Source organism: Vibrio sp. D401a (genome assembly GCF_030248515.1).
In the GTDB taxonomy this organism is placed as follows: Bacteria; Pseudomonadota; Gammaproteobacteria; order Enterobacterales; family Vibrionaceae; genus Vibrio; species Vibrio rotiferianus.
On sequence record NZ_JAHGAI010000043.1, the window covers coordinates 49,904 to 73,308 of the forward strand.

Genomic DNA, 23,405 nt, shown 5'->3' on the forward strand with positions numbered 1-23,405 from the left:
GCCTACTCGGCGTCCCAGTCATCGGCTTTTTGGACAATGAGCTCCACAACGCCAGCAAGCTCTTTACCTTTTGGGGTTAATCCGTAGTTCACTGTAACAGGAATGGTGTCTTGCTGTTTTCGCCACACAAATCCATGTTCGGATAACAACTTCAAACGCTCAGTAAGTACTTTGCTGGACACCAACGCCAACTGCTTCCGAATTTGACCGAATCGCATCTCTTCTTGTTGCCCGAGCAACCATACAATGTGCGCTGTCCATTTCGTCGATATCAAGGTTAAATATTTATCTACACTACAATAGCCATCTGGCTGCACTTGATGATTCACTTTGGTCAACATCGCACTTCCCTAATTCATTCTCTGCTACGCCAGTGTAATCAAACGACGCATCACAAACCAATAGTTACCTAGGAGTAACTAGTTACTTTTGGGAAGCTAATTTTAAATCGTAACCGACTTATCTATTGTGAAAACACAACAAGGCAAAGGCTCAACTGAGGCCTAAGCCAATATCAAAAGGATGAAGTTATGCGTTACGTTTTACTGTTTATCTATTTTTTCTCCCTTGGCTTACATGCCGAGATTCTGTATTCAAAACCACAAACACCTTCTGAGTTACATTCGTTATTTGGCCAGTATTTCGCGAATAAAGATCTGGAAGGACTAGGTACACTTTTTCATCCAGACGCCGTGTTTGTTTTAGATAAAGAAGGTAATCAAGCCAAAGGCAGAGAAGAAATTAAGCAGGTATTGAAGGGTTATATGAAAGGCGATGTAGACATATTCACCAAAAGCGTTTCTATCCATATTAACGGGGACGTTGCCATGGTGCGCTCTGATTGGGAAATATTGAACGCGTTGCAAGGTAAAAACATCCAAGGAACAGCGTTAGAGGTGATGCATTATGTGGATGGAGGTTGGGTTTATGTGATCGACAATCCCAACGGCTACTAACACCGAAAAGTAAAAGGCGAACCATCTGGCTCGCCTTTTACTTTTGACAGGAAGAACTTATCAATGAACGTTAAAAAGCACACTGATTTTGCTTCGCGGCTCTTATTAGTGCTGTCTCATGGCCTAACAATACAGACTGCCCTATCTGGTCCAATTTTGTATCGTAGTAATCAATTTCGTTTCTCTGCTTATAAGCAAAGACCCTCGTTGGCATAGGTTTTGAGAGTTTCTGATAGACCATTTTAGCTTCCTGAAACTCCTTAAACGTTCTTTGGGACTGCTGGCAACTATAATCTAAGTAGACGAGAGGGCTCACATATCTGGGTAAAAGATTATCTATATCCATGTTATTTGATGCACAACCAAATAAAGAGAGCATGCTCGAGTAAACCAGAAAATTAATTTTCATTATAACTCCTTAATGAACTCGCAGTATGCCTCATCGATATTGTACGCAACCCCATACTGTGGTGTTTCGATATGCATGACTAATTTAACACGATTGTTCTTCTCATCATTTTCAAATCCCACAAACTCTCGTATGAATCGGTCTGGGTTGATCTTTATTTTCTTGTTCTGATTGATGTCATCCATATCTAGGAATCCGTAGATAAAACTAAAGTACGCAAAGTTACCCGCAATATCCGCATCGTAAAACTCAATAAAGTTTTTGGAGGATAAGTAGTCCACCATTGAGAAATAGAGCTCCGACACAGTAACTCCCTCCAAATAATCGACTATCTGAACTTGAGAACCATATGGTTGAAGGATGCTACCCGATTTTACAACGTTGTAATCAGAACATATTAAAGAGCCCTTCTTATGAAGTTTGACATCAAGCGAGTTAAAGACAGGGTCAAAATCTATCCAGAACCGTTGAGTCCGGTATCCACTCTTGGATACTTCGATGTCATATCGGCCCTTGGTTAGTTTGATTCCGTCTTTGTACTTAGGCCCAATATTCATGATTCGAACTTTCGAATTATTTGGCGTTGTATTGATGGTAACGGGAAATGTGGTTGATTTTTTCAGTAGCTTTTTAGCTAGTTTTTCCGCTTGCTTTTGAACCAACTCGACCGATTCACGCACCTCTTTTGACGCGTCGATCGTGTTTGAAACAACAGTATTTGAAACTTCAGCTTTAACCGACTCAGTCAGCTCTTTTTCAACTTTTTCATTAAAAACGTAACTAACAGCACTTTTAGTGTTGGACGATATCTGATTTTCGTTCAAACCACTTTTTGCGTCCCCAACGAGCTCACCCGCTTTCTTTTTCAGTGTACCTATTTCTCCTGTCCAGCTGTCTTGGCTTCTTACGTAGTTTTTATCGATATCAGCCTTAAATAGCTTATCACTCACGTAAACTCTGTATTTCTCAAGCCCAGTAATCACGAATTCGGCACCAAGATTGATTGCTTTCGTTAAAGGACCCGCATTTACGTAAGCAGTAACAATAGTCAGGCTAGTCACTATTATTAGTAGTGTCTTTTTGAAATTCATCAGATTACATCTCCAATAACTGAAGAGAAATCACGCACAGTGTCTAACATTTGTTGCTGCAAGTTTAGGAGGTCGGGATCGGTAAATGTGCTGTAAGCAAAGTAGGAAATCATCATAAAGTTACCATACAGAATAAAGAACACCATGGAGTTAACAGCTTTGATGATTTTGTAATCATCCTCTTTTTCAACCAATTTAGCTACAAAGATACCGGCAGTAATCAGAATACCTACGGAGATCAGCTCCATAATATAGCTACCGGAACTCACAGTTGTTAGTTGTTCCAACAACGACATGACAAGCTCAGTTATATACAACGAAATAACAGCAATACTAACCTTGCATCGGCCAATTTTGAGAGAGCATTTGACTTGTCCATCATAATCCACAGACAGTAAAAAGTAGATTAAGGTAATTAAAAATGCGTTGATATATACAATCTTGTCGTGAACTGGGGTTTGAGAGTTTAGTGTCTCAACAAAGTGAGCAATCCCAATAACAACAGCAATAGATATGATGAGCCATGCAAAATATTTATATCTCTTCATTCTTTCGGGCTTCTCACCATTGCTGACTAGTACATCTTCAGTCAATCTAGAACCTCCATTGTTTTAACTTAACTATATGTAAATAATGCATTTCTGTTGAATTGCACAGAATCATTTATCATTACATATAATTCACACAATGAATATTGCACACCAAACAAAAAACTGTAGAGATGCCAAAAAACAATAATGAACGGTTACTTTTTGAGCTAAATAAGCAACCAGTACGATGGTATTCTTCGACGATCCGATAAATATCAACGAGAATGGCTGGCCCTGACCAAGCTTTATTGATTAATGAGATTCCATGATCGACAAGGCGAACCATTTGGCTCGCCTTATTAACTATCTATAACTGTAAATTAGTGAAAGTTGCGACTACAAGATGATGCTTATTTTAGAGGGTCGTCGTCTGGCAACGCACTGTGTATCCATACCGCCAGTCGGTGTTTGATGCTCGCACCATCTAGCTTACTTTCCGGTAGTGGCGTGATCTGTTTGGCATCAACCAAGAATAGGTAAATCGCTTTTACTCTTAAAGGTTGTGGTGACTGAGGAAGATCAAAACCTTGTAGCTTCGCCATCTTCCCACCAATCTCTAGTGCCTTCTTAACCAGTTTGTCTTCATTTTGAAGCTTGGAGCTTTTTGACATTGATAAATCCTCTTCTTCGCTTCAATTAAGAATACATTAAGTGGCACTAACAGCGTGTTAGTAAGCTCTCATATTGATAACTTTAAGTCACGCCAATCGGTAACGGCTTAAAAAGTGGACTGAATTGTCGTATTGGTTAGTTTTGAAATTAACCCACCTATCCTTTGTCGCATATCGCACCTTTGTACAATCATATCTAAAGCGCCATGCTCAAGTAGAAACTCACTTTGCTGGAAGGCATCAGGTAACTTTTCTCGTACGGTCTGCTCGATAACACGACGCCCAGCAAACCCGATTCTTGCTTCAGGCTCACCGATATTGATGTCCCCCAACATTGCCAGACTGGCAGAAACACCGCCAAACGTTTGATCAGTTAATACCGAGATATAAGGTAAACGAGCATGTGATAAACGCGCCAACGCCGCGCTAGTTTTTGCCATCTGCATTAGCGCTATCAAGGACTCTTGCATGCGAGCGCCACCACAAGCTGAAAAACAAACTAATGCACATTTATCTTCTATTGCTGTATCGATGGCATCAACAAAACGTGCACCTACGACCGACCCCATCGAACCAGCCATAAAGGAAAACTCAAATGCACAGGCGACAATGGGTATACCTAGTAGCTCGCCTTTCATTGCGACTAATGCATCTTTCTCTCCGGTATTTTTTTGAGCAAGCGCGATACGTTCTTTGTAACGCTTTTTATCCTTAAAATTAAGCAGATCTTTTGGCTCATATTCACTGCCGATTTCTATCCGCTCTCCTTTATCCAAGAAGCTATCCAAACGACCCCGCGCAGGCATCCGCATATGATGTTGGCATTTCGTACAAACTTCTAAATTCTCCTTAAGGGCAAACCGATACAATACTTGATCGCAAGACGGACACTTGGTCCATACCCCTTCTGGAATTGACGCTTTACGCGTGTTAATGATGTTTTTCTTTTCTAATAGCTTTTCTAACCAACTCATAAGAAATCTTTCATTCAGAAACAAAGATAACGAACATTGTATTAACCTGATTCAAGTAATAAAGTGCAACTTATTGGCTAGATAATCCAACAATATGGGATAAACAATATGCTTGATAAAATTGATCAGCAATGGCTGAAAAGCTTTCATTGTGTATATGAGAACAACAGCTTTAAGAAAGCCGCAGAGTTTTTATCCTTGCCGACATCGAATGTCAGTCGCCATATTGCTTTACTGGAAGAGCAGCTTGGTGTGCGTTTGTTTGATAGAACGACTCGGCGCATCTGCGCCACAAACGCCGGAGAACATCTCTATTTACGTACACAGCCTTTGTTCACCAAGTTGAACGACGCGCTTGAAGAGGTTACTCAGCACTCACATGAAGTCGTGGGGCGACTTAACGTTTTAATGCCAGATTCACCGGAGTTGGCACGAGCAGTTGTCTCCTTTTGTTCTCAGTACCCCAATATTTCGTTGAACTGTGAAACCAATCTGAGCCCTAAAGAAGATTTGCTTGATGGATTTGACGTTATCTTAAGTTTCCATCGTGGAAAGCTTGAAGACAGCAACTGGATTGCCAAAGAGATTAAGCGCTGGTCTAGTATTGTGGTCGCCTCACCTAGTTTACTACAAACATGCCAGAGACCTTTCCAAGTTACCGACTTAAAGCATGTTCCTTGTATTAGCAGCTTCACTGCATTGAAAGGAACGCCTTGGGTGTTTAGAAGCTCTCAAGGTGAACTGATCACTCAACGAGTAAAATCTTCGTTTAAGGTAAACAGCGGACAGCTTGCTAAAGCTGGAGCATTGGCAGGATTCGGCTTTGCCCTTCTACCCGAAGAGTTTTGCCGTAAAGAAATGCAATGTGGAACATTAAAAGTGGTTGATCTTGAGTATGCGCCAGAGGATTTAGTGTTGTACGCCTTTTACGCTTCCAGAAAACATGTATCGAAAAAAATCCCAATGTTTATCGAACACTTACTCCATCAAGCACACAATGAGGAAAGTGAGTAAGAGCTCGCTTCTTTTTTAGACCTGGTTCTTTATCTACCTTGAGCATTCCTACGCCCAAATAGATTTGATGAGCATCAATGACGAATAAAAAAGCCGCCCGATTATTTTCGAGTAATCTCATGTTCCTACGATGAAAGAACAAGAAACTTCGATGGATTCGATATGTTCATATATGCTTATTAACTGGAATCGATAAGGTTTCACGCATTCTATAAATAACAACAAAGGACTGTGTTATGCCACAAACGTTAGATCAGGCTGTTCAGGTTTTAGACCGAGATTTAGAAGAATTTTTACTTCGTTTCCCACTGTCCATTACGAGCGCGGGTCAATCAAAAGGTGCTATGAGGTTTTACTTGTATAGCCATGGCGATACCGCCTTTGGGATAAACCAAGGGGTTAGGATGAAGGAGATGCGTTTCCGCCTTGGCCCAAAATCGTTAGCTAAAAACGCGAAAGCACTTCAATGTATTCATATCCCTGTCTCTCCTTTTGAACAACTTAAACCCGACTCCATTTCTAAAGTCACCCACTATGATGCTGCAGACTACCTGGTAACCACTCAGTTGACAGGTTGTACCTTTGCTATCCGTAAAGCAAAAGGAGGCGGACTTGAGTTCTTGCATGTACAACCAAAGGGAGACTTTAACGGCATGGAAGTACAACGTGCTGTCCAGAAGGAGTTTCAAGTTTCTTTTGGCAGAGGATCTGGTACAGACAGTACAACTTACGGCGAAAATACTCGCGTTACGGTCATGGGCGCGCGAATCAATGGGCTATGGACCGTCTATGCTCAATATCAAGACTCGAGTGGCAGTGTGACAAAAGTTGACTGCATTTATAAAGAGCCTAGCTCTGTGGCTTATGTTGATTAAGGTAACGGCAATTTAGGCTCTACGATAACAAACCACGACTAAAAGTGAGTTAGCCAATTCGACTAACTCACTTTTTATGCAAATCCGCTAGTCTAGCCTAAACAACACTGCTTACATTTTCATTCGCATGGTCAATAACCGATCAACCCTGGGTTGAGTTCGCATTGGCGTATTTTCAATATTCATGATGCAAATAGTGCTTACAGTACTTTGGGGAGGCGTTGCTTACTGGGACAAAAATGACCTGCAAACCATTGCTTTAAACACTAGTAGGCTTAAAGCTGTAAATATCACACATCATTCGGGAAAGTAGTTACCGAACCTTCCACTATACTGGATTTACCTATGCCTCTTTAGCCATAATCAGTCATGTAAGTGACTTGTTCAGGAAATCATAAATTTCCCTCGATATAATATATCCTTTAAACTAAGTATTTTGTGGTTTATGCACTAATTTTTTGCAATCGATATGTCCAAATGAATGACAAAGTGTTAATTACATCTAAATTATATTGATATAGCATATTATCTTATAAAACAAAACGTAACATTAGATAACGTTAACACTCATTGAGATTTAATCATGATCGATAACATTTTTATAGTGTTTGAATATTCCGCAATAATTTTATTGCTTTCACTATTTGCAATATTAGCCATAGGTTATGTTTTTTGCGGTGAAGAAACTCTAGAATGCTCCCCTATTATTAATGGATATATCTTTAGACGTGATAGTTTCGAGAAAAACATCAATATTATTCTAAAAATCACTTCAACAGATTATTCACTTCAGAAAAAATGTAATACAAACGAGCGTGGAGAATTCGAGTTTGACCCGATTTTCTTAAAAAGAAAAAAGGTGCTAAGTATTTTTGATGGTCTTTTTCAAACAAGGTTTTACGTGGAAGTAACGACTAATATTGATAATGAAAAAATCATTATTTGGAAAGGGGTTTTTAGAGATTTTACAATCCACAAACATGAAAGAAGCAACCTATTAAACCTACGTTGCGATATTAACAACCCCATAAGGAGATATAAGTTCACCTCAAGTGGGGGTTATGTAACAAGCCAATGTAGTCTAACTAACTTCTTCAGTGTAGATGATTTAAACACCAGAAAAACCTAACAAAATCAAAAACCTACCATCAAGCGCAATAACAGGATCACATAAAAACGAGCTTTCATAAACCATGCCATAAACTACCCGGCATGCGGATTATTTTGGGTTTGGTTTGATTTAAAGATCAACCTTAATCCTTTTGGCATTTAGATAAATATTAAACTTTACAAGGAGAGGTAACATTAAATAAAGAAGACTTTTATGAATATACACCTAACATCAGTGGGAAAATATTTAATCATAAAAACCCAATTGCAAACCAAGAAATTGTATTTGGAATAAACTCAGAAAAAATAAACAAAGAAATCATCTGTAAAACTGATAACAATGGTGGTTTTAGTTTCAACTCTATTTTTGTTGAAAGAGATAAAGAAACGGAAGTTATTTTTTCGGAAAAACGTGTATCACTTTATATTATCACTGAATATGAAGGAAAAAGATCGATAATATGGAATAGCACTTTGAGTGGATTTGAGGTAAGTGATTTTGAAAGAAATAACCTTGGAAGCTTGCGGTGTGATTTAGACAGTCCTATCACCTCCTTTTCTTTTCGCAATGAGAACGCAAACTCGGCGCCAATTTATGTTTATAGTCAATGCTCGTTATTCGGCTATTTTGAATCAGAAGCCATCGGAGAATAATTGTGAAATCATTAACCCCCCGCCTCGCATCAGCAATTGCCGAGATACCATATGACGTTTTTGGAGGTGAATTAAACAACGTTCCAACTGATGTTGCGAAGTTGTTTGAGTTTGATACCAAATTCAAGGTGTTAAAAGCGACTTCCCACTTGATAGGACTTGTAAAGCAAACTACAAAGTTTGCCGTAATTGCAGAAGGTAGAAAGGGATCGTTATACGCTGATTCTTTAGTCATATCTTTTAGAGGCACTGAGAAAATAATCGGTGATATTATTACTGACGGAAATCTCGGCCTAACAGGTACCTCCTCTGGCCATATTGTACATGCTGGCTTTGAAAACTGCTTCAATAGCGTTAGACCTCAAATTGAAAGCTATATTCTGTCATATAAGAAAACCTATAGAACAAGGCCCAAAGTCATCCATTGTGTAGGCCATAGTTTGGGAGGTGCAGTAGCCTCACTAGCTGCTGAATGGCTAAAGTGTACATACCATTCTAGGGTTCACTTATATACATTCGGCGCACCTAGAGTAGGATTTCTGCCTTTTGCGCGAGGAGTAGGCAGTGAAATAGAAAAAACTTATCGTTGTACGCATGGTGCGGACCCAGTTCCTATGGTACCTCTTTGGCCATTCATTCACGGCGGAAATGAATACCGATTAGATAGAAGCACTGGTATTTACGGCTGTGCCCATGGACTAAGCTCAACAGCAACTCCAGGCTACCTAAACACCGCGAACACACAAGATTGGGGTGGATTAGAGTATGCGTCAAACATCTACCTGCACCAGCCTGTAATTCTTTCATATTTTAATCGTCATAATGCCCACTTCAATTCTGGCTGGGTTGCAAAAATAAGCTCTGCAATATTGACCTTGCTCAAGTTAAGCGGGCAGGCGCACCGAGCGCAAGCATATATGACGGCAGGAATGACTTGCTGGGATTTGTTAGCTAAATTGCTTCATAGTATAAGTAAGATGAAAGACAAATATGCGGACCATTTGCGTGGAATCCTTGGACATATGAATGTCATGTCTGGAAATCTGGCGTTAGATATGTCACACCTCACTTACTCCATCATAAAAAATTGCTTCTCACGCTTTATCAGGAAACTCAAACAATATGTTGGACATGCATTGAACTTCGCAAATTAATGTCGATCCTCCCATTAAGCATTAATTTCGAGGTTAGAGTTACGTACACCTTTGTCAGCTGCAAGTACCAATTAGCTTACATACATAATGGGTGGAAAGCATCTGCATAACACACGGAGCTATTTACTTATAAAAAGCTGTATATTCGCCGGGCGAAATCCCTCTATGGGCTATTTAATTAGAGCTTTTAGAGGGAGGACGCGTCAATTGCATTTATCATATAAGCAGCATGACTTATTTCTGGCTCCGAGTACATAAATCACTCAGGTCCCAATCATCTGCTTTTTGAACAATGATATCTACGACACTAGCAAGCTCTTTGCCTTTTGGGGTTAACCCGTAGTTCACTGTTACTGGGATGGTGTCTTGTTGTTTTCGCCATACAAAGCCATGTTCGGACAACAGCTTCAAGCGCTCGGTAAGTACTTTGCTAGAGACTAGTGCTAACTGCTTGCGAATTTGGCCAAATCGCATCTCTTCTTGTTGCCCGAGTAGCCATACGATGTGCGCTGTCCATTTCGTCGATATCAATGTTAAGTATTTATCTACACTGCAATAGCCATCTGTCTGGCTGTAATTGATGATTTACTTTCGGCGACATCGCTCTTTCCTGATTCCTTCTCTACTAAGACAGTGTAATCAAACGTGGCTTCACAAACCAATAGTTACCTAGGGGTAACTAGTTACTTTTAGGAAGCTAATTTTAATTCGTAACTGACTTATCTATTGTTACCTCGCAACAAGGCTTGGGTTCACGCACTACCGGAGCCAATATCAAAAGGACTAAGTTATGCGTTACATTCTATTGTTTATTTACTTACTCTCGCTTGGTTTACACGCTGAGACGCTTTATTCGAAACCACAAACCCCTTCTGAGCTACATTCGTTATTTGGCCAGTATTTTGCAAATAAAGATTTGGAAGGATTGGAGACACTTTTTCATCCAGACGCTGTGTTTGTATTAGATAAAGAAGGCAACCAAGCTAAGGGAAGAGAAGCGATTAAGCAGGTATTGAAAGGCTATATGAAAGGCGATGTATATATGCTCACCAAAAGCGTTTCGTTCCACATAAACGATGACGTTGCCATGGTGCGCTCTGATTGGGAAATATCGAACGCTTCGCAAGAAAAGGCCATCCAAGGAACGGCGCTAGAGGTGATGCATTATGTGGATTGTGGCTGGGTTTACGTTATCGATAACCCCAATGGTTTCTAACGTTGGCAATAAGCACCAACAACATGCTTGACGAACTTCACCACAGACATTATTGACATTACATAGACATCTTGACTAGAAGCAAAGGCCTTCGATGTGTTGTGCAAGGCAATGATTATATTGCCTTAACTGGCACACCGATAGCCTAACGCCCTCTGTCTATGCAATTTCCACCGAATCTTCACCATCAAACAATTTCAAAAATTGAATGGTATTTAGACGTTTCAACTAGCACGGGACGAGGCTTACATAGTGGCGACTATGCGTGTTTCTGCCCAACCTCCCCCTTCAACAGAAATGGACGCATTACTGGTCTCACCCTCTAAAGTCGCTTACTATGCTTATTACCTATAACGCTTTGTGAGTTATTCATGAGCCGTAAAAATAATAAAAACCTCAGTATTCTTCTTAAACTCAACACCTTCGTGTCCCCTTATAAATGGCGTGTTGCTGCTGCCTTGGTGGCACTGGTTGCAACAGCCAGTTTAACGTTGTCCGTTGGCTATGGTGTTCGCATCCTTATTGACCAAGGGTTTGCTCAGCAATCTCTCCAAGAGCTCACCTATGCGATTCAGTTTATTATTGGTGTCACGCTATGTATTGCGGTGGGGACTTTCTTCCGTTTCTATCTGGTTTCTTCGGTAGGCGAACGCGTCAGCGCAGATATTCGTCTTGCGGTGTTTAACCATGTGATTACGCTACATCCTAGCTATTTTGAAACCAATAGCAGCGGCGATATTATTTCTCGTCTCACCACGGATACCACGTTGCTGCAGAGCATTATTGGCTCATCATTTTCTATGACAATGCGCAGTGCTTTAATGTGTATTGGTGCGATCATTATGTTGTTCGCGACCAACTTTAAACTCACGCTAATTGTGCTGGCTTCGGTGCCATTTGTATTGGTCCCGATTCTGGTTTACGGAAGACGTGTCCGCGCCCTATCTCGCAAAAGCCAAGACACGATGGCAGATGTAGGCAGCTATGCAGGTGAAGCAATTGAACATATCAAAACGGTACAAAGCTTTAGCTCAGAACAACATGAGAGAGCCGCTTTTGCAATTGAAGTAGAAAAAGCTTACGAGGTCGGCAGACAACGAGTAAAACAACGTGCGATTCTGATCTCTGGCGTGATTGTGATTGTATTCAGCGCCATTGCTGGCATGCTTTGGGTAGGCGGCAGTGATGTTATCCACGGTAAGATGTCTGCCGGTGATCTAGCCGCATTCGTGTTCTATGCCATCATGGTTGCATCGTCTACGGCGACCATTTCTGAAGTGATGGGCGAACTGCAAAGAGCAGCTGGTGCAACAGAGAGGCTGATTGAGATTCTGCAAGTCGAAAGTGATATCAGCGCGCCAAACAATCACCTTCCAATCACCGAGGATATGCCCGCAGAAGTGACCTTTGAGTCGGTGAACTTCAACTACCCTTCTCGTCCAGATCAACCCGCGATCAAAGACTTAAAACTGACTGCGGAGCGAGGCAAAGTGCTGGCGCTAGTCGGCCCTTCTGGTGCAGGAAAAACGACACTGTTTGAACTACTGCAACGCTTTTATGACCCACAACAGGGGCAAGTATTGTTTGGGGGTGAAGACATTCGACAGTTCGATCCAAATGATCTGCGCCGTCAAATGGCATTAGTGCCGCAGCAGCCTGCTTTGTTTAGTCACGATGTGTTCCATAACATTCGCTACGGCAACCCAGATGCAACTGACGAACAAGTAATAGAAGCGGCGAAGAAAGCCCATGCCCATGAGTTTATTGAGAAGCTACCGGACGGTTACCATAGCTTTTTGGGTGAGCGCGGCGTGAGATTGTCTGGCGGCCAGAAACAGCGAATAGCGATTGCACGTGCGATTCTGAAAGACCCTAAAATCCTATTACTGGATGAAGCCACCAGCGCACTAGACAGTGAGAGTGAACACCATGTTCAGCAAGCGCTAGAGGCATTGATGAAAGACCGCACCACGTTGATCATCGCGCACCGCCTGTCGACGATCCAACATGCAGATAAGATTGCCGTACTAGACGGCGGCGAGCTGATTGATATCGGCAACCATCAGTCATTAATGCAAAGCTGTGAGTTGTATCAGCGATTGGTGGCGTTACAGTTTAAACATTTCGAGTAAAAGGAGCCTTTTTGCTAATTGTACAGATAAGCCACTCAGCAACGGCAGAGAAAGTCCTCAACGATACCAAATACGCGAAGCTAACACATATAATCCTGCGGCAATCAAGAAGCTAAAGGAATAGAGCACTTCGAACATTCTGTTGAGGACCGCCTCCTGCTACTTCCCCAAACTGTACATCTTCTATCTTCGAACACGAAGTAAGTATGCTGTCGTAAGAGCACGTCCTCAAAGTTTTTGTTAATACGTTACCGCTCAATCATGGAAACGCTTAATTGCCTCATTTACGCCTCGATATAAACGTTTAAGCATCTTATTGAAAATCTCTCTAATTGTTTTATAAGTCAAATCGATAACAACAGAGCTAGCCGAACCGGCAAATACCAACATATGACCCAGAAGACCTTTCACTTGGGATGCAGCAGTTTTTCCTGCTTCGGCTATTTTTACCAACGTTTGTGCAATAAAGTCGTAAAGTGTCGCACCTGTACTAATCGCTCCTTGAGCGGCTATAAGTGAATAGTAACCAGTATCCTTAAGTAGGGTGACTAAAGCAGCACTTAAACGGTCAGTCCAATAATTACTATAATTAGCCTGATTGCGTTTATTGTAATCCAACCGCACAGGGCGAAGAAAATCGCTAGCAGCCATTTGTAACTCTTGCCAATCTTCACCTTTTGCTGTTGCAAGATAACCTGGAACAGCTCCTTGATCAGGATCCATGCCATGAGCGCTAGCGCAAATACCTTGCCCACCGTCGAGGCGAAACTCTAAGCCTTTATACGGCGAATGAAAAAATGGCCAAAGTGGCACTTTTGGTACAACATCCGCTCCATGCGTACAACGATAAATATCGTTGATTCTGTTCGTATTCGCACTAGCAAAACCAGACAAGCCAACCCTAGGTGCACCAAACGTATACAGTTTCACGTTGTTGCTATAAGAGCTAGTTGCGACCCAATCGGCAGTTAACGTAGCCAAAGCTCCGCCTAGACTATGTCCAATACAATGCACTGTTCCTGTCTTTGAATTTTTTCGCCATTCATCTAGAAACTTTTTTAATTGTGGGCGTAACAGTGAAAATGTACGCTGAAAGCCAGCATGAACAGTTTGTCCATTGGCACTCCCCTTCAAACCAATTTGCAAGTTAGTCCCCCAATCATGACCAGATGTCATTTTAGTTCCGCGAATAGCGATAATAGCATCTCCATCATATGGACCATCACCATAACCTAACGCTGCAAATCCCGTCTCTTTATTGAACAGGTAGCCTCCAGTTTTGCTAGCCAGATTATCTTTACTTTTAAAATAACTACGAATAGAAGGCGGGGGTGTAACATTACGCTGTTGTTCTCGTATAGAATATGCGAAGAAAGCTAGTTCCGAGGCTAGCTTAGGAGAAAGAGTTCCCATTTAAATCCCTTAAATTAGTCCATTAATATTGCCGTATTTCTCTAGATCTTGAAGTTCACCAAACTCTTCAATATCAGCAGCTTTCTTTTTCTCTATTTCTGAGCGAACAGGCCATCTGCAGACGCTTACGACCGTATAATTAACTACCCCATTTGGAAAATCAGAGTTGTAGATGTCAACGATTTCTTCGTCGTTAGCTAGGTCACAATTTAATTCCGACAGCATTTCAGAAAAGTAAGAGTTGTGTGTTACACCACGGGAGTTTGCGTCCCAAAGGTAAATTTCATCCTTTTGAGTATTGAATTGCTGATCATCAACGCGGATGCCTTGCCAAATCACATTGGTTCTCAACGGGTTATTAGCTTGACGCGATTGCATAGTTAGCTCCGGAAAGCTAAAACGCCCTTCACTATCGGTTGTTGTATAGTCGTGTATCTCACCATCCGTGATATCTATAAACTCGTAGCTTCTTTTCAGCTTAATACCAACCAGCGGTTTGCCATTGTAAGTGAGCTGTCCGCGTACAGCTGGAAATAGCTCGACAGTTTCCTTTTTAAACATTTCTATCTCCAATCCATAGGCTTCAAATGCAAAAGATAACAGGAAAATAATGAGAACTAGCGATGAGGGACTTCTAACCATACGCATCATACCTCATAGACAATCAGTTTTATTTGAGCTAATGCTATATACTGCATTTGGCACTATCAATGCAGAGCTACTCTAAAGGCATCTTCATTTGACTAATTCTTAGTTTTTAGACTCTCATACACATCTGGAAAAGCAACGCCTGTCGGCGATTCAACATGCAGAAAACATTGCCGTACTAGACGTCGGCGAGTTGATTGATATCGGCAACCATCAGCCATTAATACAAAGCTGTGAGCTGTATCAGCGATTGATGCTCCTCGAATTCAAGCGCATGGGGTAAACATAATTATTAAACCCGCTCTAAGTTGTGGGTTTCGCTGACGGACAAATATGTATTTTTTCGTCATATCCTCGAAGGCGGCATATACCAAAAACCGAGTGCTCTCGCCCGTTTTGCACAACTCGGTTTTTAAAATGATATTCATAAGGAGAATCATCTAGATCGCACTCTAGATTCTCCAAATTATCAATAACATAATCATGGATGTCCAAGCCAGTATGTGAAGACCACATTAAAATTTGATTGTTATTTATATTTGCAGTGATCTGAATTCCAATTAAATTTGTGTTGATTGACAGCGGCTTAAACCATTGACGGTGAATGATTGGTTCAAAATGAAACCTGCCGTCTTTATCTGTTATAGTAGTTCTTTCATAATACTCACTAAAACCCGCAAGCAGAGCCACTTCGATATTATCAATTGGCTCCCCGTATTTTAAAACAGTACCGGATATAGGAGGGCTAACTACTAGTTTATAGGGTTTAAAATAATTAAACACGTCACTATAACTCATAATAAAAAACAAAAAAAATGCAACCGTTATTGTGCATTTGTACTTAAACATTAATACATCTCGAATTTTGATTTAAAATATATCGAAACCATATATATTTATCACCCACCTATTAAAATACATTGATAATAATTCGTGCAACTTCACAATTATTTGCAATAAATAATGTTAACTATAATTAGTTTCTTGAAAAATAATTTTGTAGGTGTGGAAAAGTAATACGCACAAATTTTTTAAGATTTGTTCCAGAGGGGAGTAACTACGAGGGGGATTTTCACTAGATATAGTTGACCACACTTCAACACCACACGTGTCGAAGCGGTATCCTGTTGTTTTAACGAGCGTATTTCAAAAAGAGCAACGCGCTTTTTTCTAGAAAAATATCAATGCCGAGGCATACGACACCAACTAGATTAACTGACCGAGATTGCGGCTCTCTTTAAGCAAATTACTTAGAGGCAAGAATAGTGGCTCTGGTAAGTTGTTTAGCTCACACCACTGCCACTGCTTGCATTTATCTGGCTCGGCCACTTGAGGCTCACCGCTACCGCACGATGCTAAGACAAATAACGTCACGTAGTGCTTGCCCTCTTTCTCAAAAATGTCATTGGTAAAGGTCAGTTTTTCAATCGAATCGACGACTAAGCCCGTTTCTTCGAAAGCCTCACGCTTAGCACACTCTTCAATGCTCTCACCTAGTTCAAGGTGTCCGCCTGGGGTCGCCCAAGTGTTTGCACCATGAGAACCAATTCTCTCACCAAGCAATATTTTTCCGTCACGAAGGATAATGGTCGCGACACCAACTCTTACTTCTTTATTCACATTACATCCTTCAAAAGCGCTATTTTTTAACTCTACCTCGGTGTCGTTTTGGTAAACGACTACACCTCAACGCCGTTAGTTTTTTGCTCTGGCTTAGACCACTTGATGATGGCACGTAGGTTCATAGAGAAGAAAATGATATTTGCGATTATCATTGCCACACTTCCGGTGAGATAACCCACTGCTACCCAGCTTGTATTGCCACACATCATGAGTACGAAACCAATTTTATTCTTATTTCCTATTTGCCATATGGCAAGAAACGTAAGCACCATCGCAATCCAATCGATCCCATAGTACTGAAAATAATCCATTTTCCCTCCATTACTTAGTACTTAGTACTTAGTACTTAGTACTTAGAGTGATGCTTAGGGGGTGAGCCTAAATTAAATAGCACCATGCTAAGCCACCCCAGAACATTATATTTGCTGTCCATACCATTGTGCTTTGGATAGGCAGCATATGAACAATCAACTGGGGACAGCTTTTAATTTCACGAGGAAGAAACAGCATTTGAGGCTGAACATCCCAACTGGTTGCGAAACGAAGGACTCTTTTCAACCGAGGATGACTCAGCAAATATTCAGCGTAGGATGAATAAATTGTCCATAAACCCAAAACACCAATTAACTCGATTAAAGAGATTACCTCTAAACTAAATGGTAATAGTGAAGGCCCACCGATGAGTAAGATAGCCGCAAATATCCATTTTCTATTTTTCACTACACATCCTTGTTAATGATTTAAACTAACTGACTATGAAAGAGCTAGGCTGTTACACTGCCGCAGCCGCAATCAAAATGCAACAATAAATCAATAACTTAATTAACTATTTAGTTAATTACACCCTGTCAATTTCAATGGCAAGTTTGGTAGCGATTCGATTAAAGCAGCCTCTAATTAACGCATCACAGTAAGGTAAAGGTTATCGTCTTACGATATTTTTCGGCTCTGTAGAATGTGATGTAGCGGATTTAATACCAACTGCTTGGTTTTATTGGCAATGAACTCCTGTGACAGCGTTAAGGTCAATATCACCGAAAAAACAAATAGAAAAGACAAGCAAGTTACGACTGAATAGCTAGTCAGCAGCATTGGTACGCCAAGAATTATAAAGGCTTTTATAAAGAATCCATGCCAAGCGTATACATATAAAGAGTTTTTCCCCTGCGACAAGATTTTGTTACTTCCAACAGGAATTAGTAATAACACAGCAAAAGCCGTAAGCAGTGAGATAAGCATCAGACCAAGCCTGATTAGTCCAGCCGAAATGTCACCGATGCCAAGACGTGAGTAGGAAAAGCTACCATATAACCATTGGTGCGGCATGCCATTGTAATAAGAAAATAAAGCAACATTTAGTACCACAACCCCAACCATGGCAGCTTTGAGCGAGCGACCACAATACTTGCTCCTAACGCCCATAAAAGTATCAGGAGTGATCTTATGTCCAATGACAAAAAAAGGCAGGAAATAGAGTGTTCGGGACACACCAAAATCATACCCGATAGATCCTATGTAGCCGGCACTTAACGCGATAAGTAACGTCATTGCAATTGGGTATTTAAACTTCAGTATGCTAGGCAACATTAACTTCCATAAAAACAAGCTATATAAAAACCATAGCATCCAGTATGGCTGAACATTCTTTGTGTAGTTACTGATACTCCCTGTTGTAAGATAATTGAACGCTTCATAAGCAATAGTAAAAGCTACGAATGGAATCAGTATATTACGGACGGCTTTCGCTACTGCATCTGAGCTTCCATCACTGCGAGACAGCATCCCAGAAATGATGACAAAGGCAGGCATATGGAAGGAATATATGGAGAGGTAAACGATCTTAATTATTGGACTATTTTCGATGAGGGGCTCAATCAGGTGTCCGAACACAACAAGAAAGACCAATATAAACTTTGCGTTATCAAAAAATGGGGTGCGTCCCATACCGTTCCTTAACCAAGCTTTTCTCAGCTAAATTTTAATAAATCAGTTCTTACTGACACTTATAAAAACTTAGCCAAGCTTAAGTGCGTTGTAAACTATGGAAAATAGGAACGACGCTGCAATACTGCTTTGAGTGAGCGATACTATTAATCGGACGATTTGCTTTTCTTAACGTACTGGAACACTTTCCAGATGAGAAATCCTGCGGCGGCAACAATGAGTGCAGAGCGAATGAGGATAGGTGCGTCATGCTCAAGTTGACTAGCATGTGGGACAATGCTTGCAAACAATCGGCTAGCAAAAAGCAGCCCCATTACTAACATCACTATTTTGTTCATACGCCCTGCCATTGATATAGATACATTTTACAGAACAGACGGATAAGTATTACTCCTTCTCAAGAGCCCGCCTTGTGCTGAGTGAACGTAAAAGAATGCGCTTCTTCTGTATAGTCGTCAACGCGTTATCAGCCTAATGTCAGTAAGCTAATATTTCACATTTAATGGGGACTAATTGGTTCGTGGTGAAGTTATAAATTCACTTTATCTTTCTTGCAGACTTCGCAACCTTATCAAGCCAATTATTTCTTTTATTAATGTTTGAACCCAGGACGGGACCAAAATAGGTTGCAGAGCGATTTTTGATACCGGAAAAGTCCAATATAGACTTTTTAAGGTGTTTATAAATCACATTGCCTTTGAAGAGTTTGTACAATAATGGCGGTGTATCTAATGTAATAAATAGCTCTGAACTGCGTCCTGATAGTAACTTTTCTGGAAACATGTTTCCTTCAGTGTATTTAAAGGCGAAGTTCGGCAAGAATACGCGATCTACAACACCCTTAAATTTAGCGGGCACAGTCCCCCACCAAACAGGAGTAATGATGACGATATGCTCAGCCCAGAGGACGAGCTCTTGAAAGCGCAGCAAATCAGGTTCTAGTGATGTGCGGCTGTCATAGCCATTATCTAAACTGATTTCGAAGTGCATTTCACTGATCTCTACTTGCTTCACTTCGTTCTTCAACGCGGCGGTGAGAGCATAATTGTCCGCTAGAGATTTACAGAAGCTGTCAGTTTTTGGGTTTGCGTTTATAACCAGTACTTTTTTCAAAATATAATCATCCATGTTGACGAAAAGTACAGTTTAAGGTCTTACCTATAGGTCAGAGTCAACCCCTTGAAGACAAACATTTATTGACTCTCGATATTGCTGAATTCGGTCTCTTTGAATTTCCAGCTGCTTGATCTGAAGTTCCACATCTCGTTGCTTATCAATTAAAAAGTCTCTCACTATTTGCCAATCGAACTCTTCCTGATCACTCTTTAAGTGCGCCATTTCAGAGAGCTGGATTCCTAGTGTCTGTGCTTCTTTGATCAGCTTTATCAAATTGATATTCGTTTGGGTATACACTCGATACTTACCTGAACGGGCGACGTTGAGTAAGCCCAATGACTCATAGAGTCTGATGGCCCTTTGAGTCGCCCCTGACAGTTCAGATGCTTCTTTGATATACACTTCAACCTCCATATTGAATTCACTATACAAACTCTCGTCTACATGACGAATAGAGCAATCACAACATCGTCAGAACCACACGATTATTATGCAGCTTTAGTACAGTTCGCATTTAGACCATCACTCAACAACTTTAAACTGGATGAAATACAGATTACTTTCAGTTGGATAAATTTTACGTAAAATCCATTTGAGCATGAAAACGAATGGTAGGTTTTCAGCTTTTGCATGCTTTCTATTGAGTTGCTCAAACGCTACCGACTCAACGCCGAGTATTTCTAACTTACCGATCTTTCTGTTGTCTTCGTGAGTAAACGCCTCAACGACTTGCCCAACGGCATAATGACTCTCTGATTTATCACGAATCGTTGCCGTCTTCTTTCCAGATAAGATTTGTCGCTCCATCCTGGCGAAAAATGTGATTTTATCCAATGAATTACACCTACTTCCTAACGGTTTCTTCCCTGCACATAGCGTATCGTATGTGATTAATTGTTATCGTTCATTCCAGTCGCTTAGCGAACTTCTCTTCACTATGTTGTGGTAATAAGCACTCAAAACAGTCACGAGCACGCGTTTACAGCAAGGGCGTTAAATTGAATTATTGTCATAATAAAATCAATACGCTAGCCACAAGCAAGCTGATTCTCTTGAAACTATTCGAGGAGGTTCTGATATTAAGAATAAGACCTAACAAATGACCTTAGTATCTATATCGGAAAATACTCATCTTTTTGCACATCTATCCACAAATCGTAGTTTGTCATCACTTTCGAAAACTCAGCGCTATGAAGATAGCCGTTCAACCAAGCCCTTAATCTGGTGTATTGGCTATGGCGAAACCATTGCTTATCAATGCGAGCATATTTACGCAAAAATGGCAGTAAAGCGATGTCGACTAAACTCTCTTGTTCCGCGAACAAAAATGGGTGTTCTGTTAAGCGCTCTTCAAGTTTCGCCAGTTGAATTTCACATACTTTACGCCGTTCTTTTATATCGGCTTCATGATAACGTTTGGCGCACCCAAAGGCATTGAGCGCTGGCACGAAGTAGCGCTCAAACTCTTGTATTACAGTGATAATTTCTGGCAGTGCGTTGGGATTCCCGCTCTGTAGTAAATTGTCAGGATCATACTCACATAGCGCCCAAATCATAATCTCTAAGCTCTCTTCAAGAACAAGCGGAGCTTCTGGAACCTCCCTATTCTCGCATTGCACTTTTGGTACAACTAACACGGGAACGCTCCCCTTTGGCGACATATTCAACATCTCAGGCGGTTTGTTATCGAGTTTTATTGACCGAAGAAATACTCTCTGATGTGCTTTCAACAAAGCAAAGCGAGCCCTAATAGCATACGGGCAATTGTGTAAGGAATAGAGGATGGGGAATGGTTTACTCTGCATGTTCAACTCCATCAACGATTAGTCTCTTTATTTTCTCCAATCAAGTCTTCTTTTCCAATCAAGTAGTGTGAACAAACGACTTCCGAGATACAAAAATGCCTCTAAGCGACTGCTTGTCTCGCCTTTAACAGGTAGTACAATCAATGCCCTTTAGCATATTGAAAAACACTTGCCTTGATTCCGGGCTGCTGTCGCGATGCGCGGTGTAATCAGCATGGGTTTCTTCTTCTGCTGTTGGGGATAGGGTTATCCCCCATAACGCCTTAATTTGATTTGGAACGATTGAGTAACGGATATCGATGATCCTTAGTTCATCGTAGGGATCTTGGGCGATATAACCGTTTGAAAACCAACGAAAGCGCTCAATGTCCTTCGCCTGTTGCGATTTCATGTCGAGCCATGGGAAATCTTTGCTCAAGTCCAGCTTTGCAATAGATTGGCCTTGGTAGGTTTTCGAATATCCTCCTACCCTTACCGCATCTACATAATAAGCCTGCTTCGTTTCATAAATCACTTTCCAAACTAGGATGTTTGCGAACGTTGGTTTTGCCTCCAGCCGTATCGGAGAGTGTTGACGAGCTTGCGCTAACTCCCACCCTATGGCTTCAGCTTTGTTTCGTTGGTACGTCCCCAACGCGAGGTATGCTAAAACCCATATAAATGCGGCGCGCGCATACCAAGGGTTTCGCTTCAATACTGTAAAAAATAGAAGGCTCAAGATGGGCAGTGTGAATAGAGGGTCAATAACGGAGATGGTGTTCCACGCATACCGCTCTTCAGATAATGGCCATAACAGCTGGGTGCCATAAGTGGTACAAGCATCCAACAAAGCATGAGTACCGTAGCCTAGCGCACAATAAAACCAGGTTTGTTTAAACAACAATCCACGCTTCTTTGCGATCAGATTATGCAGAAGCAAGGCACAAATGAAGCTACCAATGGGAATAAATAAGAGAGAATGCGTAAACTGACGGTGGTATTCCAAAAACAGCAGTGGATCGCTTGATGAACGGATGAGTACGTCTAAGTCTGGTGTCATACCCGCCAGCATGCCGAGCACTCCAGCAACAACCAAGTGCTGTTTTTTGCTTATCGCCTGTGGCAAAGAAGCGCCCAGTAATCCCTGCGTTAATGGATCCATTAGTTACCCTCGCGAAGGCATTCGTTTGTTAGAAGTGACACATTCAATTGGTTGAAGACACGTACTTCTATTGTAGTGTAAGTAGGAATAGCCGAGCCCGCTAGTTGGTGAACTACGCTGTGCTAAATCTAGAAATGCAAAAGTTTCCCCCCCTTAAATGAAACAAGGCGAACCCAATCGCTCGCCTTACTCGATAGATCGCTGAAGTTAAAAACTTAGTCTTGAGATTCTTCCTTTGCGTTAATCTCAGCGTATGTGTGTAGCAGTTCTGTTAGCGTCTTAACCCATGCAAATACGTCTGTCGGTGTGTTTTGAAGTAGCTTTTCTACTTGCTCACAATGCGTTTCAAGCGTAATAGCTTCTTCCAAACGAAATGAGATTGCGTAGAAATGCCAAAGCACAAGACGCGTCATACGTTCGCTGTTTTGTTTCGCGTTATCTGAATCATCGAAAGCTTGCTGAATCTCGCTCAATGCGATTGCTGTCATGCGTAACATCGCATCGAGGCGCGCTGACAACATGCGGTCTTCACTGTCTACTTCTTCTTGATCAAAGGTAAACAGTTCGTTCATCACATCTTCTGGCACCATTTTACTGATCATGCGAGCACTGAACTCTTCCAGTTCATGGCGAGGCATGGTTACAAGACAATCGAATGTGTAATCACGAAGCATAAAATCACTCTACATCAGTTATAAACTTTTAGTCTGCGCATTCTAAGGGCTGTAATTTCAATTGCCACTGTTATTTTCGGGGGATGTAAACGTGTCGTCGGTCAAACTAGTTCCACTAGAGGATTTACTTTTCTAAAACAACTGGAACCACTTCCATACAAGGTTCCTAGCGACCGCGACAATCAACGCAGCATTAAGGAGACTTGAAGCCATCGAATTCTAATTGGTTAGCATGAGGGACAATAACGCTATTAA

Annotated in this window: 28 protein-coding genes; 8 read left to right on the forward strand and 20 right to left on the reverse strand. The window is 41.2% G+C overall.

Features of this window, described 5'->3' with window-relative positions; genetic code table 11:
• Positions 1 to 2: 2 nt before the first annotated feature.
• Positions 3 to 341, reverse strand: a complete 339-nt coding sequence (locus KIV41_RS17565) for a helix-turn-helix domain-containing protein (RefSeq protein ID WP_285337168.1) — start codon at positions 339 to 341, stop codon at positions 3 to 5.
• Positions 342 to 530: 189 nt separating this feature from the next.
• Here KIV41_RS17565 and KIV41_RS17570 point away from each other — a divergent pair, with 189 nt between their 5' ends.
• Complete coding sequence (locus KIV41_RS17570; protein ID WP_285337170.1) at positions 531 to 956, forward strand: nuclear transport factor 2 family protein; 426 nt, start codon at positions 531 to 533, stop codon at positions 954 to 956.
• A gap of 408 nt (positions 957 to 1,364) precedes the next feature.
• On the opposite strand, the gene KIV41_RS17575 is transcribed toward KIV41_RS17570, so the two are convergent.
• The 4 genes from KIV41_RS17575 to accD form a co-directional block, all read right to left on the reverse strand.
• The gene (locus KIV41_RS17575) at positions 1,365 to 2,456 is read right to left on the reverse strand and encodes a hypothetical protein (RefSeq protein WP_285337171.1); all 1,092 of its coding nucleotides are present in this window, start codon (positions 2,454 to 2,456) and stop codon (positions 1,365 to 1,367) included.
• Positions 2,456 to 3,049, reverse strand: a complete 594-nt coding sequence (locus KIV41_RS17580) for a hypothetical protein (RefSeq protein WP_285337173.1) — start codon at positions 3,047 to 3,049, stop codon at positions 2,456 to 2,458. Before KIV41_RS17580 ends, KIV41_RS17575 begins: the two co-directional genes overlap by 1 nt.
• Positions 3,050 to 3,396: 347 nt before the next feature.
• Positions 3,397 to 3,657, reverse strand: a complete 261-nt coding sequence (locus KIV41_RS17585) for a DUF5062 family protein (RefSeq protein ID WP_010451992.1) — start codon at positions 3,655 to 3,657, stop codon at positions 3,397 to 3,399.
• Between the two features lie 107 nt (positions 3,658 to 3,764).
• Entirely contained in the window at positions 3,765 to 4,631 is an 867-nt protein-coding gene (gene accD, locus KIV41_RS17590; protein ID WP_285337175.1) for an acetyl-CoA carboxylase, carboxyltransferase subunit beta, read from the reverse strand.
• A 108-nt stretch (positions 4,632 to 4,739) separates the two neighbouring features.
• Between accD and KIV41_RS17595 the strand changes: the two genes are divergently transcribed.
• From KIV41_RS17595 to KIV41_RS17610, 5 genes are all read left to right on the forward strand, one after another.
• Entirely contained in the window at positions 4,740 to 5,645 is a 906-nt protein-coding gene (locus KIV41_RS17595; protein WP_285337177.1) for a LysR family transcriptional regulator, read from the forward strand.
• Positions 5,646 to 5,881: 236 nt separating this feature from the next.
• Positions 5,882 to 6,520 carry a hypothetical protein gene (locus tag KIV41_RS17600; RefSeq protein WP_010451998.1) on the forward strand — a complete coding sequence of 213 codons (639 nt, stop codon included), beginning with the start codon at positions 5,882 to 5,884 and terminating at the stop codon, positions 6,518 to 6,520.
• Between the two features lie 583 nt (positions 6,521 to 7,103).
• Complete coding sequence (locus tag KIV41_RS17605; protein WP_285337179.1) at positions 7,104 to 7,649, forward strand: DUF6795 domain-containing protein; 546 nt, start codon at positions 7,104 to 7,106, stop codon at positions 7,647 to 7,649.
• Positions 7,650 to 7,873: 224 nt separating this feature from the next.
• Positions 7,874 to 8,284: a DUF6795 domain-containing protein gene (locus tag KIV41_RS24880; protein WP_373417615.1), complete on the forward strand. Its 411-nt coding sequence runs from the start codon at positions 7,874 to 7,876 to the stop codon at positions 8,282 to 8,284.
• A gap of 2 nt (positions 8,285 to 8,286) precedes the next feature.
• Positions 8,287 to 9,438, forward strand: a complete 1,152-nt coding sequence (locus KIV41_RS17610; RefSeq protein WP_285337180.1) for a lipase family protein — start codon at positions 8,287 to 8,289, stop codon at positions 9,436 to 9,438.
• A gap of 234 nt (positions 9,439 to 9,672) precedes the next feature.
• Here KIV41_RS17610 and KIV41_RS17615 read toward each other — a convergent pair whose 3' ends face one another.
• On the reverse strand, positions 9,673 to 9,969 hold the full coding sequence (locus tag KIV41_RS17615) for a helix-turn-helix domain-containing protein (RefSeq protein WP_285337181.1): 297 nt from the start codon (positions 9,967 to 9,969) through the stop codon (positions 9,673 to 9,675).
• A gap of 259 nt (positions 9,970 to 10,228) precedes the next feature.
• On the opposite strand from KIV41_RS17615, the gene KIV41_RS17620 reads away from it, so the two are divergent.
• Together KIV41_RS17620 and KIV41_RS17625 are read left to right on the forward strand one after the other, a co-directional pair.
• Positions 10,229 to 10,654 carry a nuclear transport factor 2 family protein gene (locus KIV41_RS17620; RefSeq protein ID WP_285337182.1) on the forward strand — a complete coding sequence of 142 codons (426 nt, stop codon included), beginning with the start codon at positions 10,229 to 10,231 and terminating at the stop codon, positions 10,652 to 10,654.
• Positions 10,655 to 11,025: 371 nt separating this feature from the next.
• Entirely contained in the window at positions 11,026 to 12,786 is a 1,761-nt protein-coding gene (locus tag KIV41_RS17625; RefSeq protein WP_285337184.1) for an ABC transporter ATP-binding protein/permease, read from the forward strand.
• A 255-nt stretch (positions 12,787 to 13,041) separates the two neighbouring features.
• Here KIV41_RS17625 and KIV41_RS17630 read toward each other — a convergent pair whose 3' ends face one another.
• The 14 genes from KIV41_RS17630 to KIV41_RS17695 form a co-directional block, all read right to left on the reverse strand.
• On the reverse strand, positions 13,042 to 14,199 hold the full coding sequence (locus tag KIV41_RS17630; protein WP_045385086.1) for a lipase family protein: 1,158 nt from the start codon (positions 14,197 to 14,199) through the stop codon (positions 13,042 to 13,044).
• Positions 14,200 to 14,208: 9 nt separating this feature from the next.
• A complete protein-coding gene (locus KIV41_RS17635; protein WP_285337186.1) occupies positions 14,209 to 14,760 on the reverse strand; it encodes a DUF6795 domain-containing protein in 552 nt (183 codons plus the stop codon).
• A 390-nt stretch (positions 14,761 to 15,150) separates the two neighbouring features.
• The gene (locus KIV41_RS17640; protein ID WP_252042831.1) at positions 15,151 to 15,696 is read right to left on the reverse strand and encodes a DUF6795 domain-containing protein; all 546 of its coding nucleotides are present in this window, start codon (positions 15,694 to 15,696) and stop codon (positions 15,151 to 15,153) included.
• Between the two features lie 357 nt (positions 15,697 to 16,053).
• Positions 16,054 to 16,467 carry an NUDIX hydrolase gene (locus KIV41_RS17645; RefSeq protein ID WP_010452016.1) on the reverse strand — a complete coding sequence of 138 codons (414 nt, stop codon included), beginning with the start codon at positions 16,465 to 16,467 and terminating at the stop codon, positions 16,054 to 16,056.
• 59 nt (positions 16,468 to 16,526) lie between these two features.
• Positions 16,527 to 16,781, reverse strand: coding sequence for a nicotinamide mononucleotide transporter (locus KIV41_RS17650; RefSeq protein WP_038883972.1), 255 nt, complete (start codon positions 16,779 to 16,781; stop codon positions 16,527 to 16,529).
• A gap of 67 nt (positions 16,782 to 16,848) precedes the next feature.
• Positions 16,849 to 17,190 (reverse strand): hypothetical protein, encoded by a 342-nt coding sequence (locus tag KIV41_RS17655; protein WP_252042832.1) that lies wholly within the window; start codon positions 17,188 to 17,190, stop codon positions 16,849 to 16,851.
• A 210-nt stretch (positions 17,191 to 17,400) separates the two neighbouring features.
• A complete protein-coding gene (locus tag KIV41_RS17660; protein ID WP_252042834.1) occupies positions 17,401 to 18,414 on the reverse strand; it encodes an acyltransferase family protein in 1,014 nt (337 codons plus the stop codon).
• Positions 18,415 to 18,560: 146 nt separating this feature from the next.
• The gene (locus KIV41_RS17665) at positions 18,561 to 18,752 is read right to left on the reverse strand and encodes a hypothetical protein (RefSeq protein WP_010452026.1); all 192 of its coding nucleotides are present in this window, start codon (positions 18,750 to 18,752) and stop codon (positions 18,561 to 18,563) included.
• Positions 18,753 to 18,951: 199 nt separating this feature from the next.
• Positions 18,952 to 19,527 (reverse strand): NAD(P)H-dependent oxidoreductase, encoded by a 576-nt coding sequence (locus KIV41_RS17670; protein ID WP_285337189.1) that lies wholly within the window; start codon positions 19,525 to 19,527, stop codon positions 18,952 to 18,954.
• Positions 19,528 to 19,572: 45 nt separating this feature from the next.
• Positions 19,573 to 19,932 carry a MerR family transcriptional regulator gene (locus KIV41_RS17675; protein WP_252042836.1) on the reverse strand — a complete coding sequence of 120 codons (360 nt, stop codon included), beginning with the start codon at positions 19,930 to 19,932 and terminating at the stop codon, positions 19,573 to 19,575.
• Positions 19,933 to 20,052: 120 nt separating this feature from the next.
• A complete protein-coding gene (gene yqfB / locus KIV41_RS17680) occupies positions 20,053 to 20,364 on the reverse strand; it encodes a N(4)-acetylcytidine aminohydrolase (RefSeq protein ID WP_010452033.1) in 312 nt (103 codons plus the stop codon).
• Positions 20,365 to 20,642: 278 nt separating this feature from the next.
• Positions 20,643 to 21,335, reverse strand: a complete 693-nt coding sequence (locus tag KIV41_RS17685; protein WP_252042837.1) for a glutathione S-transferase — start codon at positions 21,333 to 21,335, stop codon at positions 20,643 to 20,645.
• A 124-nt stretch (positions 21,336 to 21,459) separates the two neighbouring features.
• Complete coding sequence (locus tag KIV41_RS17690; protein ID WP_285337190.1) at positions 21,460 to 22,476, reverse strand: metal-dependent hydrolase; 1,017 nt, start codon at positions 22,474 to 22,476, stop codon at positions 21,460 to 21,462.
• Positions 22,477 to 22,691: 215 nt separating this feature from the next.
• Positions 22,692 to 23,150 carry a hypothetical protein gene (locus KIV41_RS17695; protein ID WP_038883951.1) on the reverse strand — a complete coding sequence of 153 codons (459 nt, stop codon included), beginning with the start codon at positions 23,148 to 23,150 and terminating at the stop codon, positions 22,692 to 22,694.
• Between the last annotated feature and the right edge of the window lie 255 nt (positions 23,151 to 23,405).

What these genes read in the sequence shown, in the direction of transcription:
- KIV41_RS17565 (WP_285337168.1), bottom strand. Translation starts at nt 341, where the DNA reads ATGTTGACCAAAGTGAATCATCAAGTGCAGCCAGATGGCTATTGTAGT.
- KIV41_RS17570 (WP_285337170.1), top strand. Translation starts at nt 531, where the DNA reads ATGCGTTACGTTTTACTGTTTATCTATTTTTTCTCCCTTGGCTTACAT.
- KIV41_RS17575 (WP_285337171.1), bottom strand. Translation starts at nt 2,456, where the DNA reads ATGAATTTCAAAAAGACACTACTAATAATAGTGACTAGCCTGACTATT.
- KIV41_RS17585 (WP_010451992.1), bottom strand. Translation starts at nt 3,657, where the DNA reads ATGTCAAAAAGCTCCAAGCTTCAAAATGAAGACAAACTGGTTAAGAAG.
- accD (WP_285337175.1), bottom strand. Translation starts at nt 4,631, where the DNA reads ATGAGTTGGTTAGAAAAGCTATTAGAAAAGAAAAACATCATTAACACG.
- KIV41_RS17595 (WP_285337177.1), top strand. Translation starts at nt 4,740, where the DNA reads ATGCTTGATAAAATTGATCAGCAATGGCTGAAAAGCTTTCATTGTGTA.
- KIV41_RS17600 (WP_010451998.1), top strand. Translation starts at nt 5,882, where the DNA reads ATGCCACAAACGTTAGATCAGGCTGTTCAGGTTTTAGACCGAGATTTA.
- KIV41_RS17605 (WP_285337179.1), top strand. Translation starts at nt 7,104, where the DNA reads ATGATCGATAACATTTTTATAGTGTTTGAATATTCCGCAATAATTTTA.
- KIV41_RS17620 (WP_285337182.1), top strand. Translation starts at nt 10,229, where the DNA reads ATGCGTTACATTCTATTGTTTATTTACTTACTCTCGCTTGGTTTACAC.
- KIV41_RS17625 (WP_285337184.1), top strand. Translation starts at nt 11,026, where the DNA reads ATGAGCCGTAAAAATAATAAAAACCTCAGTATTCTTCTTAAACTCAAC.
- KIV41_RS17630 (WP_045385086.1), bottom strand. Translation starts at nt 14,199, where the DNA reads ATGGGAACTCTTTCTCCTAAGCTAGCCTCGGAACTAGCTTTCTTCGCA.
- KIV41_RS17635 (WP_285337186.1), bottom strand. Translation starts at nt 14,760, where the DNA reads ATGTTTAAAAAGGAAACTGTCGAGCTATTTCCAGCTGTACGCGGACAG.
- KIV41_RS17640 (WP_252042831.1), bottom strand. Translation starts at nt 15,696, where the DNA reads ATGTTTAAGTACAAATGCACAATAACGGTTGCATTTTTTTTGTTTTTT.
- KIV41_RS17650 (WP_038883972.1), bottom strand. Translation starts at nt 16,781, where the DNA reads ATGGATTATTTTCAGTACTATGGGATCGATTGGATTGCGATGGTGCTT.
- KIV41_RS17660 (WP_252042834.1), bottom strand. Translation starts at nt 18,414, where the DNA reads ATGGGACGCACCCCATTTTTTGATAACGCAAAGTTTATATTGGTCTTT.
- KIV41_RS17665 (WP_010452026.1), bottom strand. Translation starts at nt 18,752, where the DNA reads ATGAACAAAATAGTGATGTTAGTAATGGGGCTGCTTTTTGCTAGCCGA.
- KIV41_RS17685 (WP_252042837.1), bottom strand. Translation starts at nt 21,335, where the DNA reads ATGCAGAGTAAACCATTCCCCATCCTCTATTCCTTACACAATTGCCCG.
- KIV41_RS17690 (WP_285337190.1), bottom strand. Translation starts at nt 22,476, where the DNA reads ATGGATCCATTAACGCAGGGATTACTGGGCGCTTCTTTGCCACAGGCG.
- KIV41_RS17695 (WP_038883951.1), bottom strand. Translation starts at nt 23,150, where the DNA reads ATGCTTCGTGATTACACATTCGATTGTCTTGTAACCATGCCTCGCCAT.